We start from the raw sequence: 17,361 nt of genomic DNA, 5'->3' as shown, positions 1-17,361 counted from the left end.
TCTTCGATGACATCGATCGCGCTGTTCGGTGCCGGTGGCAAAATGGGCTATCGGCTCGCCAAGAATCTGAAGGGTTCGCGCTTCGATGTTCGCCACATCGAGGTGAGCGACGCCGGCAAGGCGCGGCTTTCCGGCGATCTCGGTCTCTCCTGCGTCTCGGCTGAGGAAGGCCTCGACGGCGCTGACGTCGTCATCCTCGCGGTTCCGGATACGGCGATCGGCAAGATCGCGGCGGGCATTGCCGACAAGCTGAAGCCGGGCACGATGGTCGTGGCGCTCGACGCCGCCGCACCCTTTGCCGGCCACCTGCCGGAGCGCGCGGACCTCACCTATTTCGTCACGCATCCCTGCCATCCGCCGATCTTCAACGACGAGACGGACCCCTCCGCCAAGCGCGACTTCTTCGGCGGTATCGCCGCCAAACAGCACATCGTTTCCGCCCTGATGCAGGGGCCGGAAGAGGCTTATGCGCTGGGCGAGGAGATCGCCAAGGTCATCTGGGCGCCGGTCATGCGTTCGCATCGGGTTACCGTCGAGCAGATGGCGCTTTTGGAGCCGGGCCTTTCCGAAACGGTCTGCGCCTCGCTGCTCGTCGTCATGCGCGAGGCCATGGACGAATGCGTGCGCCGCGGCGTTGCCAAGGAGGCCGCGCGCGACTTCCTGCTCGGCCACATGAACGTGCTCGGCGCCGTGATCTTCGAGGAGACGCCGGGTGTCTTCTCCGATGCCTGCAACAAGGCGATCGAATTCGGCAAGCCGGTGCTGATGAAAGACGACTGGAAGCGGGTCTTCGAGCCCGCGGAAATCGCCGCCAGCATCCAGCGCATCACCTGATTTCCGGCGGGTTTTGCCCGCCGACGAAGACTTGCACCGGGGCGGCCATTTTCAATGGAGGGATGGCCGCTGGAGACCGGTGCCTAACCGGGAGGAAAAGATGAACATTACCCGCAGACTGATCACCGTCGGCTTTGCTGCCGTCATGGCCGCAAGCGTCGCCATGCCGTCCTTCGCCGCCGATCTCATCGCCATCATCACGCCGAGCCATGACAATCCGTTCTTCAAGGCGGAAGCGGTCGGTGCAGAAGCCAAGGCCAAGGAACTCGGCTACGAGACGCTGGTGCTGGTTCATGACGATGACGCCAACAAGCAGTCGCAGCTCATCGACACCGCGATCGGCCGCGGCGCCAAGGCGATCATCCTCGACAATGCCGGCTCGGAAGCCTCGATCGCCGCCGTACAGAAGGCGAAGGATGCGGGCATTCCCTCCTTCCTGATCGACCGCGAAATCAACGCCACCGGCGTCGCCGTCTCGCAGATCGTCTCGAACAACTACCAGGGCGCGCAGCTCGGTGCCGAAGAGTTCGTCAAGCTGATGGGCGAGAAGGGCAATTATGTCGAGCTGCTCGGCCGCGAAGCCGATCTCAATGCCGGCATCCGCTCCAAGGGCTACCACGACGTCATCGACGAATATCCGGACATGAAGATGGTCGCCCAGCAGTCGGCCAACTGGAGCCAGACCGAAGGCTACTCCAAGATGGAGACCATCCTTCAGGCGAACCCGGATATCCAGGGCGTGATCGCCGGCAATGACACGATGGCCATGGGCGCGATCGCCGCCCTCCAGGCTGCCGGCCGCAAGGATGTCATCGTCGTCGGCTTCGACGGCTCGAACGACGTGCGCGACTCCATCAAGGCAGGCGGCATCAAGGCCACCGTCATGCAGCCGGCCTATGCCCAGGCCCAGCTCGCCGTCACCCAGGCGCATGAATACATCACGACCGGCAAGGCGCCGGCCGAGGAAAAGCAGCTCATGGACTGCGTGCTCATCACCGCGGACAATGCCGGCAAGCTCGAAACCTTCGCGCTCACCGAATAATCCTCCCGCGATGGCGCGAGGCAGGGTGCGGTCCTGCCTCGCGTTTGCTGTTCACGACGGAGAATGGGAATGCCGAAATTTCAGGCTGCCTGTACGGTTCTGCTTGCCGGCGCGCTGGTGCTTGGCGGCTGCAAGTTCGTCAAGACGGAGGACGAGCAGAAGCAGGCGGCAGCCGGCGCCTTCAATCCGGACAAGCTGGTCGCCGATATCTGGGACACCAAGGTCGTTCCCTATCTCGAAGAACGCGCCGGCCCCTTCCAAGAGGTTTCCGCGCTCGCCGCAAGCGACCTGAATGCGGCCGCCGAAAAATACGGCCACAAGGAAAAGCAGGGCAATGCGCCCTGGACCTTTGCGGCCAAAATCGACGGCGTGATCGTCGGCGAGGAGACGAAGTCGCGCGCGGCTTACGTCGACGTGGATGTCGATGGCGACAGCAGGGCGGATGTGCGCGTCTCGATCGGCCCGGCGATCCGCGGCACGGCGCTGCGCGACAGCCTGACATTCGTGAATTTCAACGAGTTCAAGAACCAGATCGAATGGGCGCAGTACGGCAAGTCGTTCAACACCCATGTGAACGGCACGCTGCTGGAAAAGCTTTCGCGGGACGGCCTGACCGGCAAGACGATTAAGGCGACCGGTGCCTATCCGCTGCCGGCCAAGGGCCAGCTGCCGCAATTCGTGCCTGCCACCATCACGGTCGGAGGCTGAACATGGCCGAACCCGATGACGTCATTCTCGAACTGAAGGACATCACCAAGGCCTATTCCGGCATCGTGGCGCTGAAGAAGGCGGACCTCAAGCTTCGGCGCGGCGCGGTGAATGTGCTCGTGGGCGAAAACGGCGCCGGAAAATCGACGATGATGCGCATCATCGCCGGCGTCGAGCGGCCGACGCTCGGCGAAATCTGGATGGATGGCGAGTGCATCCACCTCAACAGCCCGGCCGACGCGGTGCGCCATGGCATCGGCATCGTCTTCCAGGAGCTGAACCTCTTCGGCAATCTCTCCGTCGCCGAAAACATCTTTGCGACCCGCGAGATCACCCGCGGCCTGCGCGGCATCGACCACAAGGCACAGGTGGAAAAGGCCAATGAATTTTTGAACCGGCTCGAAGCCGGCATTTCGGCCGATACGCTCGCTGAAGACCTGCCGATCGGCCAGCAGCAGCTCGTTGAGATCGCCCGCGCCGTCTCGCTCGACACCCGCATCCTCATCATGGACGAGCCCACCTCGGCGCTGAGTGCCGCCGAGGTCGACGTGCTCTTCCGGGTGATTGCAGACCTCAAGGCGCGCGGCGTCGCGATCGTCTATATCTCGCACCGGCTGGAAGAGCTGATGCGCATCGGCGACTATATTACCGTCTTGAAGGACGGCCAGATCACCGGCCATGCCATGGTGAAGGACATCGACACGCGCTGGATCGTGCGCTCGATGATCGGCTCGGATGCCAAGGATTTTGCCAAGCAGGTCGAGCATGAACCGGGTGAGGAAGTGTTTCGCACGGAAAACATCTGCCTGCCACGCGCCCAAGGCGGCTATGCCGTCGATCATGTCTCGATCGGCGTGCGCAAGGGCGAAATTCTCGGCATCTACGGCCTGATGGGCGCAGGGCGCTCCGAGCTTTTCGAATGCATCATGGGCCGGCACGAGCATTATACCGGCAAGATCTTCGTCGAGGGCGAGGAGCTGAAAGGGCGTGACACGACCCGGCGTATCCGCGAGGGGCTGGCGCTGATCCCGGAGGATCGCCAGCGCGAGGGGCTCGTACAGTCCATGTCGATTGCCGACAACCTGTCCATGGCGAGCCTCGGCCAGTTCCTCAAGGCCGGTTTTCACATCGATCTGAAGCTTGAGAAAAGCGCGATCATGGAGGCGATCCGCAACCTTTCGATCAAGGCGAAGAACCCGGATTTCGACGTCACCTCCATGTCCGGCGGCAACCAGCAGAAGGTGGTCATCGGCAAGGCGCTGATGACCGGGCCGAAGGTTCTGCTGATGGACGAGCCAAGCCGCGGCATCGATGTCGGCGCCAAGGCGGACGTCTTCCGCACCATGCGGCGGCTGGCGGGCGAGGGGCTCGCCATCCTGTTCTCCACCTCCGACCTCGAAGAGGTCATGGCGCTCTCCGACCGCATAGCCGTCATGAGCAACGGCCGGCTCGTGACGGTGGTGGATCGCAAGGATGCCACCGAGGAGATGATCGTTTCGGCCTCCGCAGAGGGACATAAAACCAAAAGGATGCATGCGTGATGACGACAGCAACACAAACTGCCGCCACCGGCAACCACCTCTCGACCGGCGCGGCACTGCTTACGCTGATGAAGCTCCGGACCTTCATCGCGCTCTTCGCGGTGATCATCTTCTTCTCGATCTTCGCGCCGAACTTCCTGTCGACCGCGAACATGATCCTGATGTCCAAGCACGCGACGCAGAACGCATTCCTGGCGATCGGCATGACCTTCGTCATCATCACCGGCGGCATCGACCTGTCCGTCGGCTCGATCGTCGGCCTCTGCGGCATGATCGCCGGCGGGCTCATCATGTATGGCGTGGCGCTGCCGCTCGGCTACACGGTCTATTTCAATATCGTCGAGGTCGCGATCATCGTCATGGTGGTAGGCATCCTGATCGGCGCCGTCAACGGCCTGCTGATCACCCGCCTGAATGTTGCGCCCTTCATCGCGACGCTCGGCACGCTCTATGTGGCGAGGGGCATGGCGCTGCTCTATTCCGATGGACAGACATTGCCCAATCTCACGGGCCGCGAAGACCTCGGCAACCAGGGTTTTTCCTATCTCGGCTCCGGTTCGATCCTCGGGCTTCCGGTCTCCGTCTGGATTCTCATCGTCGTCGCATTGGGGGCCGCCTATTTCGCCCGCTTCGTGCCGCTCGGCCGGCATATCTTTGCGGTCGGCGGCAATGAGCGCGCCTCGCGCATGTCCGGCATCCGCGTCAACCGCGTCAAGATGTTCGTCTACATGTTCTCCGGCTTCTGCGCGGCGATCGTCGGCCTCGTCATTTCGTCGGAGCTGATGGCCTCGCATCCGGCGACCGGCACCAATCTGGAACTCAATGCCATTGCCGCGGCGGTTTTGGGCGGTACATCCATGTCTGGCGGGCGCGGCACGATCGGCGGCACGATCATCGGCGCCTTCGTGATCGGCATTCTGTCCGACGGGTTGGTGATGATGGGCGTGAGTTCGTTCTGGCAGATGGTGATCAAGGGTCTGGTGATCATCGTCGCCGTGGTGGTCGACCAGGCGCAACGGCGGCTGCAACAGCGCGTGACCCTGATGCAGATGGCAAAGGCAGGCTGAGCATGGCGGCATTCAAGGGTGCATTGATCGGCTGCGGCTTCTTCGCCGTCAACCAGATGCATGGCTGGCAGGACCTGGCCGACGTGGAGATCGTGGCAATCTGCGACCGTGATCCGGAGCGGCTGAAAATCGTCGGTGACCAGTTCGGCGTCGCGCGGCGCTACCAGTCGGCGGAAGAGATGTTTGCCGATGGCGACTTCGATTTCGTCGATATCGCCACGACGGTCGGCAGCCATCGGGCGCTGGTGGAACTTGCCGCCAGCCACAAGGTGCCGGCGATCTGCCAAAAGCCCTTTGCGCCGACGCTGGAGGATGCCAAGGCCATGGTGGCGGCCGCCGAAAAGGCCGGCATCCCGCTGATGATCCACGAGAATTTCCGCTGGCAGACGCCGATCCTCGCCGTCAAGGCGGTGCTGGAGAGCGGTGCGATCGGCTCGCCCTTCTGGGGTCGCGTGTCCTTCCGCTCCGGTTTCGATGTCTTCTCCGGCCAGCCCTATCTCGCCAAGGGCAAGCGCTTCATCATCGAGGATCTCGGCATCCATTCGCTGGATATCGCCCGCTTCCTGTTCGGCGATGCCAGCCGCATGACCGCCCGCACGCGCCGCATCAATCCGGCCATTGCCGGCGAGGACGTGGCGACGATGCTGCTCGACCACGACAATGGCATCACCTCCATCGTCGACGTCAGCTACGCCACCAAGCTGCCGGAAGAACCCTTCCCGGAAACCTTTGTCGAGATCGACGCAAGCGAGGGCACCTTGCGGCTCGGCAAGGACTACCGGCTCACCGTGCATGGCCCGAATGGAACGACGGAGAGTACCGTTGCGCCGAACCTGCTGCCCTGGGCCTCACGTCCCTGGCACAATATCCAGGAGAGCGTGGCGCTCATCCAGAAGCACTGGATCGAGCGGCTGGCTGAGGGGAAGCAGCCGGATACATCCGGCCGGGACAATCTCAAAACCTTTGCGCTGGTCGAAGCCGCCTATCTCAGTGCCGAGCGCGGCGAGACCGTAAGGCTGGGAGACCTGCTCGGATGAGTGCGGACGTGTTCCAGCTCTATGGCACCGACGAGCGCGAGCCGGAAAGCTGGTCTCTTGCCGTGGGTGCGCTCGGCGTCGTGCTTCAGGACGGCAATCTTCGCACCCTGCGTTTTCGCGGCCATGAGGTCCTGCGCGCCATCGCCTTCCTGGTGCGCGACAAGGATTGGGGCACATGCAGCGCGGCGATCGCCGACCTCGCTATCGAGGAGACCGAACGCGGCTTTTCGGTCAGCTATCGCGCCCGTTTTACCGCACCATCCGGTGCCCATCTCGATTGCAATATCGGTATCTCGGGCACTGCCGAGGGCGTGAGCTTTTCGGCCGATTGCGTGAGCGATGCCGATTTCGAAACGGCGCGGGCCGGCTTCGTTGTGCTGCATCCGGTGGCCGGCCTGGCGGGTCAGCCGGTGCAGGTCCGGCATGGCGATGGCAGCCTCGAATTAGCACGCTGGCCAGACGAGATCGAGCCTTGGCAGCCGTTCAAGGATATCGCCGCGATCATGCATAGCGTCGCGCCCGGCATCGAGGCGACGACGGAATTCGGTGGCGATATTTTCGAGATGGAGGACCAGCGCAACTGGACCGACGGGTCCTACAAGACCTATGTGCGGCCGCTGGCGCTGCCCTGGCCCTATCTCGTGCAGGCGAACCAGCCGTTCAGCCAGCGGATTTCCGTCGCAATCCAGGCGGAGGAGGTCGCGGCCACCGCCGCGGGCACGGACGAGGTGATTTCGGTCGAGTTGAAATCGACGCCGCTGCGTTTTCCCGAACTCGGCATCGGTCTCCGGCCGGAATGTTTTGCGGAGGAAGTGGCCGCGCTCGATCTTCTCGGGATGCTCGGCGCGCGGCACCTGATTGCACATTTCGACGCTGACGCGGGCCATGGCGAGGCGGCGCTGAAGAGCTACGCGGAGATTGCCACCCGCTCCGGCCTCAAGGTGACGCTGGAACTTGCCGTGCCCTGCCTGCGCCCGCTCGACGAGGAGATGACGGAATTCGCCGCCCTTGTCGGTCATTGCAACCTGACGCTCGATACGCTGTTCGTCTGCCCCTCGGTCGATCGCCAATCGACGCCGCCGGGCAGCGCTTGGCCGGACTGCCCGCCGCTGGAGGACCTTTATGCCGCCGCGCGCGCGGCCTTTCCAGGCATCCGGCTTGGCGGCGGCATGATGAGCTATTTTACGGAGCTGAACCGCAAGCGCGTGCCGGGCGATCCCATCGATTATATCAGCCATTGCACCAACCCGATCGTGCATGCGGCCGACGATCTCTCCGTGATGCAGACCTTCGAGGCGCTGCGCTATGTGGTGAGTTCCACCCGAGCCCTCTATGGCGACAAGCCCTACCGAATCGGCCCCTCGACGATCGCCATGCGGCAGAACCCCTATGGCAGCGCGACGAAGGAGAACCCGGCAGGCGCCCGTATCGCCATGGCCAATGTCGATCCGCGGCACAATGGCCAGTTCGGCGCGGCCTGGACGCTCGCCTATGCCGCGACGGTGGCGTCGGCGGGGCTGGAGGTCCTGACGCTTTCGACGCTGGCAGGCCCCTTCGGGCTGGTGGCCGGCGAGGGCGAGCCGACGACGAAGGACGCGCCGCGACCGCTCGCGCATGTGCTGGCGCGGCTCGGCACGCTGGCAGGCGAGGAGCTGGTTGCCGTCGAAACGTCGCGGCCGGATGCGGTGCTGGGGCTGGCCTCGAAGAACCGGCTGCTGCTGGCCAATATCACGCCGGAGGCAAAGGTGATCGAACTTGCCACCAAGCCGCGCAAGGTTCTGGAGATTGGCGCCGAAGGGACGAAACTGCCGGCGGAGGCGCAGATCACGCTGCCGCCCTATGGCTGTGTCGAGATCGTGCTTTAAGGCTTACGTTCGAGCCTTGAGGGCATAGAGCGCGCGGGACCGTTCCAGGTGCTTGATCATCGCCTTTTCCGCAAAATCGGCGTCGCCCTTCTCGATCGCGCGGATGATTTCCTCGTGTTCGGCAAGCGTGAAATTCTCGCGGCCCGTCCAGATGAGCATTTCCGTATGATAGGATTTCAGCCATCCCAGCATCGCGCCGCTGACGGCCACGAAGATCGGGTTGCCGGAAATCTGCGCGATGGCCTGGTGGAATTCCATGTCGGCATCGATGAAGGCATTGGCATCGCCCAGGCTCTGCTTCTGCTTGTCGAGCAGTGCGCGCAATTCGGCGATCTGCACCGGGCTTGCCTTGGCGGCGGCCTCGCGGATCATGCCGCGCTCGAAGAAGATGCGTGCGCTCTTCAGGTGCTCCAGCGAATCGGACGAGCCGGAGAGCATCAGCTTGGCCGGCAGGTCGACCTGACGGATGATGGATTCGGCGGTGATGCGCAGCACCTTGGCGCGCTCGCCCTGCGAAATCTCGACGAGGCCCTTGCCGGCCAGCGCCTGCATCGCCTCGCGGATGGCCGGGCGGCCAACGCCGTAGCGCTCCATCAGCTCGCGCTCGGAGGGCATGTCGTCGCCGGCCTTCAGCTCGCCGGTCTCGATCATCAACTTCAGGCGCGCGAAGACCTCGTCGGAGAGTTTTTTGCGGTGGATCGGTTCGGAAACGACGTTCATGGGTCACCTGGTTTCGACAGGTTTGAATATGCACCAAGTTCCATCGCTGCAACAGGTTTCGCGACGGCCAGCTTGCAATAACATAAATACTCATTATACCAGCTGATGGGTTTTAACAAGCAGGCCATGGGAGGAGAAAGCGTGATCCGTCTGACCTATCGGATAGAGACGCCCGGTTCGGTGGAGGCGATGGCGGTGAAGATCGCCAGCGACCAGTCGACCGGCACCTTTGTGGCGCTGCCGGGGGAGACGGAGGAGCTGAAGGCCCGCGTGGCCGCCCGTGTCGCCGCCATCCGCCCCCTGCCGCCCACCGACCGTGCGTCCTTTCCCGACGAGGCCGGAGGGGCGACGCTGTTCAACCGGGCGGATGTCGATATCGATTTCCCGATGGATGCCGTCGGCACCGATCTTTCCGCGTTGATGACCATCGCGATCGGCGGTGTGTTTTCCATCAAGGGCATGACAGGCATCCGCATTGTCGGCATGCAGCTGCCGCAGGATTTTGCCATCGCGCATCCGGGGCCGCAGTTCGGCGTGGCCGGCAGTTTCGCGCTGACCGGCGTGAAGGACCGGCCGATCATCGGCACCATCGTTAAGCCGGCGCTGGGATTGCGGCCGCACGAGACGGCGGAGATGGTCGGCGAGCTGATCGCGGCGGATGTCGATTTCATCAAGGACGATGAGAAACTGATGAGCCCGGCCTATTCGCCGCTGAAGGACCGCGTGGCGGCGATCATGCCGAAAATCCTCGATCACGAGCAGAAGACCGGCAAGAAGGTGATGTATGCCTTCGGCATCAGCCATGCCGATCCCGACGAGATGATGCGCAACCACGATCTCGTGCTTGCGGCGGGCGGCAATTGCGCCGTCGTCAACATCAATTCGATCGGCTTCGGCGGCATGGCCTTCCTGCGCAAGCGCTCCGGCCTCGTGCTGCATGCCCACCGCAACGGCTGGGATATTTTTACGCGCCATGCTGGCCTTGGCTTCGAATTTTCCGTCTGGCAGCAGTTCTGGCGCCTCCTCGGCGTCGACCAGTTCCAGATCAACGGCATCCGTGTGAAATACTGGGAGCCGGACGAGAGCTTCGTGCGCTCATACAAGGCGGTCACGACACCGCTGTTTTTCGAAGGCGATGTGGCGCTGCCGGTGATCGGTTCCGGCCAATGGGGCGGACAGGCGCCGGATACGATCGCGGCGACGGGCGGCTCGACGGACCTGCTCTATTTGTGCGGCGGCGGTATCGTCAGCCATCCGGGCGGGCCGGGAGCGGGGGTGAAGGCCGTCCGGCAGGCCTGGGAGGCGGCGGTTGCCGGCGTGCCGCTCGAAACCTATGCGAAGGACCATCCGGAACTCGCGCAATCCATCGCAAAATTTGCCGATGGCAAGGCGGCCTGACCCATGACGCGACCGCTGATCAGCTATTATGGCGACGACTTTACCGGTTCGACCGACGTCATGGAGGCGCTCGCCTCGAACGGCATCGAGACCGTGCTGTTCCTGAACGTGCCGGATGCGGGACTGCTGTCGCGCTTTGCCGGTGCGCGCGCCTTCGGGCTTGCCGGCACCAGCCGCAGCGAGACGCCGGACTGGATGGACGTGCATCTGCGCGAGGCCTTCGGCTGGCTGAAGACGCTCGACGCCGAACTCTGCCACTACAAGGTCTGCTCGACCTTCGATTCCGCCCCGCAGGTCGGCAGCATCGGTCGGGCGATCGAGATCGGCCGCGGGGTTTTTGGCGAAGCGACGGTGCCGCTCGTCGTCGGCGCGCCGCAGATCCGGCGTTATACCGCGTTCGGCGAGCTTTTTGCGGCCTATCAGGGTCGCAACTACCGCATCGACCGTCACCCCGTCATGTCGCGCCACCCCGTCACGCCGATGGACGAGGCGAACCTGCTGATGCATCTCGCGCGCCAGACGACGCTCTCGTCGGCGCTCGTCGACAATGTCGCGCTTCTTGCCGCGCCCGCGCCGGAAGCGGCCGATATCCTGCTCATCGATGTGCTCGACGCGGCGACACAGGGCGCCGCTGGAGCCTTGCTGTGGAGCCTGCGCCAGAAAAGCCGCTTCGCCTGCGGATCGTCCGGCGTCGAATATGCCCTGATCCCGGCCTGGCGGAACGAGGGCCTGATCGGCGAAAAACCGGTCTTTGCCGATGCCGGTCCGGTGGATCGCATCGCCGTCGTCTCCGGCAGCGTTTCGCCCACCACCGAGCGGCAGATCCGCCATGCGCTGGCAAATGGCTTTGCGGGCGTCACGCTCGATCCGCTCGCCCTTGCTGGCGATGATGGAGGGCCGGCGATTGCTGCGGCGATCGAGGCCGGGCTCAATGTGCTGGAGAGTGGGAGCAGCGTGGTGCTCTACACGGCGCTGGGGCCGGCGGCGGACCGGGGTGGCGACCTCGACGGCGGTGCGCGCCAGCGTCTTGGCCGCGCGCTCGGCCGCATCCAGTCGGCGCTCGTCGCGCGCGCCGGGCTTTCCCGTGCGGTGGTGGCGGGCGGCGATACGTCGAGCCACGCGCTCGGCGAAATGGGCATTTCGGCGCTGACGCTGAAGATGCCGCTGCCGCAGACACCAGGCTCGCCGCTCTGCATCGCCCATGGCGGGGCGGCAGATGGCTTGCAGATCGCGCTGAAGGGCGGGCAGGTCGGCGGCGACGACTATTTTTCCATGATCCGCGCCGGCCGCGCGTGATCTAGCTCGGGAACTGGCGGTAACATTCCTCGGCAATCTTCTGGAGCAGGTCGCGGGAAATGTCACCGGTCACGGCGTAGCCGAGGTCGCCGTCGATCCAGTAGAAGGTCTCGATGCCGCTGGCGGAGGCGAAGCGGAAGCTCGTCGTCTTGTTCTCGCCGTTGCGGCCGACGAGCACCGTGACGCGCCTGCCGGCATCGTCCTCGTACATGAACATCGCGCCCGGCTTGTCCGCCACGGGCAGCAGGCGGCCGCCGACCAGCTTGAAGCCGATGGCTTGCAGGTTCGGCACCTTCAGGTCGGTGATGGCGAGGCGTTTGCCGAGCCAGGTCGCCAGATGCGCCTCCTGGTCTGCAAAGACCTCGACGGGATGGCGCACCTCGCTCGCGTAGATCAGATAGGCGTTGCGTGCCTCGTTGGGCAGCGCATCCATGGCCGTCATCACCGGGGTCTTTTCGAAGAACATCGGCCCGAAATGACCGGCGAGGCCGCCGAGCATGAAGACGAGGGCTGCCGCTGCCGCCATGGCAAGACGGGATGGTGCAGATGCCCTGGACGCGGCCGAGCCCGCCGAGAGCAGCGCCAGATCGGACGGCCGCGACGTCGCATAGGGCGCGAAGGCGCCCCGGAGCTCGTCGTTCTGGGCCTGCCAATCGGCGACCATCTGGGCGGCTTCCGGGTTTCCGGCGAGGTGGGTTTCCACGCGCTGGCGCTCGGCCTCGCCGAGGAAGCCGTCGGCATAGGCGTGCAGGTCCGTTTCGGAGACGGGGCGGCTCTCGCTCATCTGGGGCTCCGCAAGTGAATGACGTTTTCCTCCTGCAATTTCTGCCGCAGCATCTGCCGCGCACGCGACAGCCGCGACATGACGGTGCCGACGGGAATCGCGAGCATATCGGCGACCTCCTGGTAGGAGTGACCCTCGACGGCGACCAGCATCAGCACGGCGCGCGCCTCCTTCGGCAGGATTTCCAGCGCCTGGACGAGCCGGTTGCGCGCCAGCGGATCCGAGGGCAGGGCGCTTGCGGCCACGGTTTCGGCCTCCTCGATACCGACGGAGGGGCGCCGCGCGATGGCCCGGCGCGCGTTGAGGTGCAGGTTGGTCATGATCTTGTAGGCCCAGGCGCGGATGTTGGCGCCCTGCCATTGCGAGCGATGCGTCAGCGCCTTCTCGACGCAATCCTGCAGCAGGTCCTCGCTCTCCGCATCCGAGCGCGTCAGGCTGCGCGAATATCGCCGAAGCTGCGGCAGGAGGGCGAGAATCTGGGCGTCGAAGGACGGGGGCGGGGAGGCTATGCCCTCCCGCCCACTATCGCCCGGAACGTCGTTCGGGTCAGGGCTTTGCGACATCCCAGACTTCGTTCACGCCGTCGCCGGTGGTGTCGCCTTCCTTGGTGTCCTTGATCCAGTAGTAGAGCGGCATGCCGTCCTTGGCCCATTGTTTGGCCCCGTCCTTGCGGGTGACGAGCGAATATGCACCCTCCGCCACCGCATCGGAAGCGGCGATCGCCGGCGGCCAGTTGGTGGCGCATTTGTCGTAGCAGTTGGATTCGCCGGCCGTGTCCTTCTTGAAGGTGTAGAGCGTCATGCCCTTGTCGCCGGCAAGGACGTCGCCCTTGTCGGTCTTCACGGTCTTGAAGGGTTCGGCGGCGAAGGCGCTGCCCGCCAGGACGGCAACGGCGAGTGGCACGAGGATTAAGAGCTTCATGGTCGTCTCCCATCGTTAAGCGACTTTCATGAGCCGCCTATGCCAAGACACCAGCCCCTGCCGGATTATTCCATCGAGGCCGAAAAATTCTCGCGCCTTTATCTTTTCCTTACGTCGCGCTTGCGCCTTCCCAATCGAAACCTGACCCGCTCCGCGCCTATTTTGCCCTTCGCATAAACAGGAGAACGGACATGTCCGATTTCATCTTTCTCGCGCTTGGCTGCTGCACCTTCATCGTCTTTGCCGCCTATGCCCGCGCGCTCGACCGACTGTGAGGAGAGACCCGTGCTCGAACCTCTTTTCGGCCTTTTCGTTGCGCTTGCGCTTGGCGCCTATCTCGTGGTCACGCTTCTGCGGCCCGAACGCTTCTGAGCCTCCAGGAGAATCTTGATGACTGCTATCGGGTGGCTACAGATCGCCCTCTTCTTCCTTGCGGTGCTTGTCACCATCAAGCCGCTCGGACTTTACATGGCCCGCGTCTTTGCCGGCGAGCGCACCGCGCTTTCGCCGGTTCTGGGACGGCTCGAGGCCGATCTCTATCGCGTCTCGGGCGTTTCGCCCCAGAAAGAGCAGGGATGGCTCGCCTATACGGTGTCGATGCTGGCCTTTTCCGTCGCCGGCTTCGTCCTGCTCTACGCGATGCTGCGTCTCCAGGCCTATCTGCCGCTCAACCCGCAGGGTTTTGCCGGCATGGCGCCGGATCTCGCCTTCAACACCGCGGTCTCCTTTGTCACCAACACCAACTGGCAGAACTATGGCGGCGAAACCACGCTCAGCCATTTCAGCCAGATGGCCGGCCTGACGGTGCAGAACTTCCTCTCCGCCGCAACCGGCATGGCGCTAGCCGTCGCGCTGACCCGGGCGCTTGCCCGCTCCAAGGTCTCGACGCTCGGCAACTTCTGGGTCGACATGACGCGGGCGACGCTCTACGTGCTCCTGCCGATGGCGCTGGTCATTGCACTCGCCTTCGTCGCCATGGGCCTGCCGCAGACACTGGATGGTTCCGTCACCGCCACCACGCTTGAAGGCGCCAGCCAGACGATTTCGCTCGGCCCCGTCGCGAGCCAGGAAGCGATCAAGCAGCTCGGCACCAATGGCGGCGGCTTCTTCAATGTCAATGCCGCCCATCCCTTCGAGAACCCGACGGCTTTCGCCAACTACCTCAACATCTTCGCGATGCTGTCGATCTCCGCGGCCCTCGTCTACTCATTCGGCCAGCTCGTCGGCAATCGCCGCCAGGGCTGGGCGCTGATCAGCGCCATGGCCATCCTGCTCATCGCCGGCGTTGCCGTCGTCTACTGGGCGGAAGCGCAGGGCAACCCGATCCTGACCGCGCTCGGCGTCGATGCGTCTGCCGGCAACATGGAGGGTAAGGAAGTCCGTTTCGGCCAGGCGATGACGGCCCTTTATGCCGCCGTCACCACCGGCCTTTCGGATGGTGGCGTCAATGGCATGCACGGCTCCTTCACCGGGCTCGGCGGCCTCGTGCCGATGTTCCTGATGCAGCTTGGCGAAGTCTTGCCGGGCGGTGTCGGCTCCGGGCTCTATGGCATGCTGGTCTTCGCGCTGCTTGCCGTCTTCGTCTCCGGCCTGATGGTCGGGCGCACGCCGGAATTCCTCGGCAAGAAGATCGAGGGCCGCGAGATGAAATATGCCATGCTCGCCGTGCTCGTGCTGCCGCTCGCCATTTTGGGCTTCACCGCGGTCTCCGCCGTGCTGCCCGTCGCGGTGGCCAGCGTCGGCACCGCCGGTCCGCATGGGCTTTCGGAAATCCTCTATGCCTACACGTCGGCGGCCGCCAACAACGGCTCGGCCTTCGGCGGGCTGACGGGCAACACCGCCTGGTACAACACGACGCTCGGCATCGCGATGCTGCTTGGCCGTTTCGCCTATGTCGTGCCGGTCATGGCCATTGCCGGTTCGCTGGCCGCGAAGGTCAAGGTTCCGCCGTCGCCGGGCACCATGCCCACGGATGGACCGCTCTTCGTCGGCCTTCTCGTCGGCATCATCCTCATCCTCGGCGGCCTGCAGTTCTTCCCAGCACTCGCCCTTGGCCCCATCGTCGAACATTTCGCGATGCTCGCCGGCCAGACTTTCTAAAGGAACATTCCATGTCAAAGGACCATCAAGCGCCGGGCCTTTTAGACCCCGCCATCGTGCTGCCGGCCGCCCGCGACGCCTTCGTGAAACTCGATCCGCGCCAGCTCTTGCGCAATCCGGTGATCTTCGTCACCGAGGTCGTCGCCGCCGTCGTCACGATCCTTTTCCTGCGCGACCTCGTCGCGGGCAACGGCCAGGCCGGCTTTTCCGGCCAGATCGCCGCCTGGCTCTGGTTCACCGTTCTCTTCGCGACCTTCGCGGAGGCCGTTGCGGAAGGCCGCGGCCGCGCCCAGGCCGATAGCCTGAAGCGCACCAAGTCCGAACTCGTCGCCCGGCGCCTGACGGCGTCCGGCGCGACCGAGACAGTGCCCGCCACCACCCTCACCGTCGGCGATGTCGTGCTCGTTGCTGCCGGCGAGCTGATCCCCGGCGATGGCGAGGTGATCGAAGGCGTCGCCTCGGTCAACGAAAGCGCCATCACCGGCGAATCCGCGCCCGTGATCCGCGAATCCGGCGGCGACCGTTCGGCCGTCACCGGCGGCACGCAGGTGCTGTCCGACGAGATCAGTGTGAAGATCACAGTGGCACCCGGCTCCTCCTTCGTCGATCGCATGATCGCGCTGATCGAGGGCGCGCAGCGGCAGAAGACGCCGAACGAGATCGCGCTGTCGATCCTGCTTTCCGGCCTGACGCTGATCTTCCTCTTCGTCTGCGTCGCCATCTGGGGCCTTGCTGGCTATTCCGGCACGGTGCTGACGGTCACGGTGCTCGCAGCCCTGCTCGTCACGCTCATCCCGACGACGATCGGCGGCCTGCTGTCGGCCATCGGCATTGCCGGCATGGACCGCCTCGTGCGTTTCAACGTCATCGCCACCTCGGGCCGCGCGGTGGAAGCGGCGGGCGACGTCGATACGCTGCTGCTCGACAAGACCGGCACCATCACCTTCGGCAACCGCATGGCGAGCGATTTTGCGCCGGCGCCGGGCGTGACACAGTCGGAACTTGCTGAGGCCGCGCTGGTCGCCAGCCTCTCCGACGAAACGCCGGAAGGCCGTTCCGTGGTGGCGCTCGCTACGGGCGAATTCGGCGTCGCCATGCCGCAGGCGCGCTTCGATGCGGTCATCGAATTCACCGCCGAAACCCGCCTGTCCGGCGTGGATATCGGCGGCCGGCGGCTGCGCAAGGGCGCGGTCGATGCCGTCTTGCGTTTTGCCGGCCTCAACGAGGGCGATGCGCCGGCCGAATTCCGCCGCGCCGTCGAGACGATCGCGCGCAGTGGCGGCACGCCGCTGGCCGTTGCCGATGGCCAGCGCCTGCTCGGCGTCATCCACCTCAAGGACATCGTGAAGCCCGGCATCAAGGAGCGTTTTGCCGCCCTTCGCGCCATGGGCATCCGCACGGTCATGGTGACGGGCGACAACCCGGTCACCGCCGCGGCCATCGCGTCCGAAGCCGGCGTCGACGATTTCCTCGCCCAGGCGACCCCGGAGGACAAGCTCGCCTATATCCGCCGCGAGCAGCAGGGCGGCCGCCTGATCGCCATGTGCGGCGACGGCACAAACGACGCGCCGGCGCTCGCGCAGGCCGATGTCGGCGTCGCCATGCAGACCGGCACGCAGGCGGCGCGCGAGGCGGCCAACATGGTGGACCTCGATTCGAGCCCGACCAAGCTCATCGAGATCGTCGAGATCGGCAAGCAGTTGCTGATGACGCGCGGCTCGCTGACCACCTTCTCCATCGCCAACGACGTGGCAAAATATTTCGCCATCATCCCGGCGCTGTTCGTCGCGACCTATCCGGCGCTGAACGCGCTCAACGTCATGGACCTCGCCTCGCCGCAGTCGGCCATCCTCTCGGCGGTCATCTTCAACGCACTGATCATCGTGGCGCTGATCCCGCTCGCACTTCGCGGCGTTGCCTATCGCCCAGCCGATGCGGCCGCGCTGCTTCGCCGCAACCTTCTCGTCTATGGCGTCGGCGGTCTCCTTCTGCCTTTTGCAGGCATCAAGGCTATCGACCTTGCCGTCAGCGCCCTACATCTGGTGTAA

General features: G+C 64.6%; 16 protein-coding genes. 12 read left to right on the top strand and 4 right to left on the bottom strand.

All coding sequences use genetic code 11. The features are described from left to right. Window positions 1-6 precede the first annotated feature (6 nt). From AC1RWL_RS22540 to apnL, 7 genes are all read left to right on the top strand, one after another. Entirely contained in the window at window positions 7-834 is an 828-nt protein-coding gene (locus AC1RWL_RS22540) for a phosphogluconate dehydrogenase C-terminal domain-containing protein (RefSeq protein ID WP_493096063.1), read from the top strand. Between the two features lie 100 nt (window positions 835-934). Then, window positions 935-1,876, top strand: a complete 942-nt coding sequence (locus AC1RWL_RS22535; RefSeq protein ID WP_256119687.1) for a D-ribose ABC transporter substrate-binding protein — start codon at window positions 935-937, stop codon at window positions 1,874-1,876. 69 nt (window positions 1,877-1,945) lie between these two features. Beyond that, entirely contained in the window at window positions 1,946-2,584 is a 639-nt protein-coding gene (locus AC1RWL_RS22530) for a DUF2291 family protein (protein WP_493096064.1), read from the top strand. Window positions 2,585-2,586: 2 nt separating this feature from the next. Then, the gene (locus AC1RWL_RS22525) at window positions 2,587-4,125 is read left to right on the top strand and encodes a sugar ABC transporter ATP-binding protein (RefSeq protein ID WP_493096065.1); all 1,539 of its coding nucleotides are present in this window, start codon (window positions 2,587-2,589) and stop codon (window positions 4,123-4,125) included. Next, window positions 4,125-5,192: an ABC transporter permease gene (locus AC1RWL_RS22520; protein ID WP_493096066.1), complete on the top strand. Its 1,068-nt coding sequence runs from the start codon at window positions 4,125-4,127 to the stop codon at window positions 5,190-5,192. The genes AC1RWL_RS22525 and AC1RWL_RS22520 overlap by 1 nt, the downstream gene beginning before the upstream one ends. A 2-nt stretch (window positions 5,193-5,194) precedes the next feature. Then, entirely contained in the window at window positions 5,195-6,229 is a 1,035-nt protein-coding gene (locus tag AC1RWL_RS22515; protein WP_493096067.1) for a Gfo/Idh/MocA family protein, read from the top strand. Continuing rightward, a complete protein-coding gene (apnL, locus tag AC1RWL_RS22510; protein ID WP_493096068.1) occupies window positions 6,226-8,094 on the top strand; it encodes a D-apionate lactonase in 1,869 nt (622 codons plus the stop codon). Before AC1RWL_RS22515 ends, apnL begins: the two co-directional genes overlap by 4 nt. Before the next feature lie 3 nt (window positions 8,095-8,097). Here the strand turns inward: apnL and AC1RWL_RS22505 are convergent, their stop codons facing one another. Beyond that, window positions 8,098-8,814 (bottom strand): transcriptional regulator NanR, encoded by a 717-nt coding sequence (locus AC1RWL_RS22505; protein ID WP_493096069.1) that lies wholly within the window; start codon window positions 8,812-8,814, stop codon window positions 8,098-8,100. A 141-nt stretch (window positions 8,815-8,955) separates the two neighbouring features. On the opposite strand from AC1RWL_RS22505, the gene oiaX reads away from it, so the two are divergent. Continuing rightward, window positions 8,956-10,212, top strand: a complete 1,257-nt coding sequence (gene oiaX / locus AC1RWL_RS22500; RefSeq protein WP_493096070.1) for a 3-oxo-isoapionate-4-phosphate decarboxylase OiaX — start codon at window positions 8,956-8,958, stop codon at window positions 10,210-10,212. A gap of 3 nt (window positions 10,213-10,215) precedes the next feature. Next, the gene (locus AC1RWL_RS22495; protein ID WP_493096071.1) at window positions 10,216-11,508 is read left to right on the top strand and encodes a four-carbon acid sugar kinase family protein; all 1,293 of its coding nucleotides are present in this window, start codon (window positions 10,216-10,218) and stop codon (window positions 11,506-11,508) included. Between the two features lies 1 nt (window position 11,509). Here AC1RWL_RS22495 and AC1RWL_RS22490 read toward each other — a convergent pair whose 3' ends face one another. From AC1RWL_RS22490 to AC1RWL_RS22480, 3 genes are read right to left on the bottom strand one after another with little or no spacing between them, the layout of a single operon-like run. Beyond that, complete coding sequence (locus AC1RWL_RS22490; protein ID WP_493096072.1) at window positions 11,510-12,292, bottom strand: anti-sigma factor family protein; 783 nt, start codon at window positions 12,290-12,292, stop codon at window positions 11,510-11,512. After that, entirely contained in the window at window positions 12,289-12,855 is a 567-nt protein-coding gene (locus AC1RWL_RS22485) for an RNA polymerase sigma factor (RefSeq protein WP_493096073.1), read from the bottom strand. Before AC1RWL_RS22485 ends, AC1RWL_RS22490 begins: the two co-directional genes overlap by 4 nt. Beyond that, a complete protein-coding gene (locus tag AC1RWL_RS22480) occupies window positions 12,839-13,213 on the bottom strand; it encodes a COG4315 family predicted lipoprotein (RefSeq protein WP_493096074.1) in 375 nt (124 codons plus the stop codon). The genes AC1RWL_RS22485 and AC1RWL_RS22480 overlap by 17 nt, the downstream gene beginning before the upstream one ends. A 249-nt stretch (window positions 13,214-13,462) precedes the next feature. Here AC1RWL_RS22480 and kdpF point away from each other — a divergent pair, with 249 nt between their 5' ends. From kdpF to kdpB, 3 genes are read left to right on the top strand one after another with little or no spacing between them, the layout of a single operon-like run. Continuing rightward, on the top strand, window positions 13,463-13,585 hold the full coding sequence (gene kdpF / locus AC1RWL_RS22475; RefSeq protein WP_369431707.1) for a K(+)-transporting ATPase subunit F: 123 nt from the start codon (window positions 13,463-13,465) through the stop codon (window positions 13,583-13,585). An 18-nt stretch (window positions 13,586-13,603) separates the two neighbouring features. Next, window positions 13,604-15,313 (top strand): potassium-transporting ATPase subunit KdpA, encoded by a 1,710-nt coding sequence (kdpA, locus tag AC1RWL_RS22470; RefSeq protein WP_493096075.1) that lies wholly within the window; start codon window positions 13,604-13,606, stop codon window positions 15,311-15,313. Window positions 15,314-15,324: 11 nt separating this feature from the next. Further along, window positions 15,325-17,361, top strand: a complete 2,037-nt coding sequence (gene kdpB, locus AC1RWL_RS22465) for a potassium-transporting ATPase subunit KdpB (protein ID WP_493096076.1) — start codon at window positions 15,325-15,327, stop codon at window positions 17,359-17,361.

This window comes from Shinella sp. GW821-FHT10F02 (assembly GCF_058809275.1).
The sequence above is the reverse complement of the archived record's forward strand: the minus strand, read 5'-3'. Positions and strand labels throughout refer to the sequence as shown.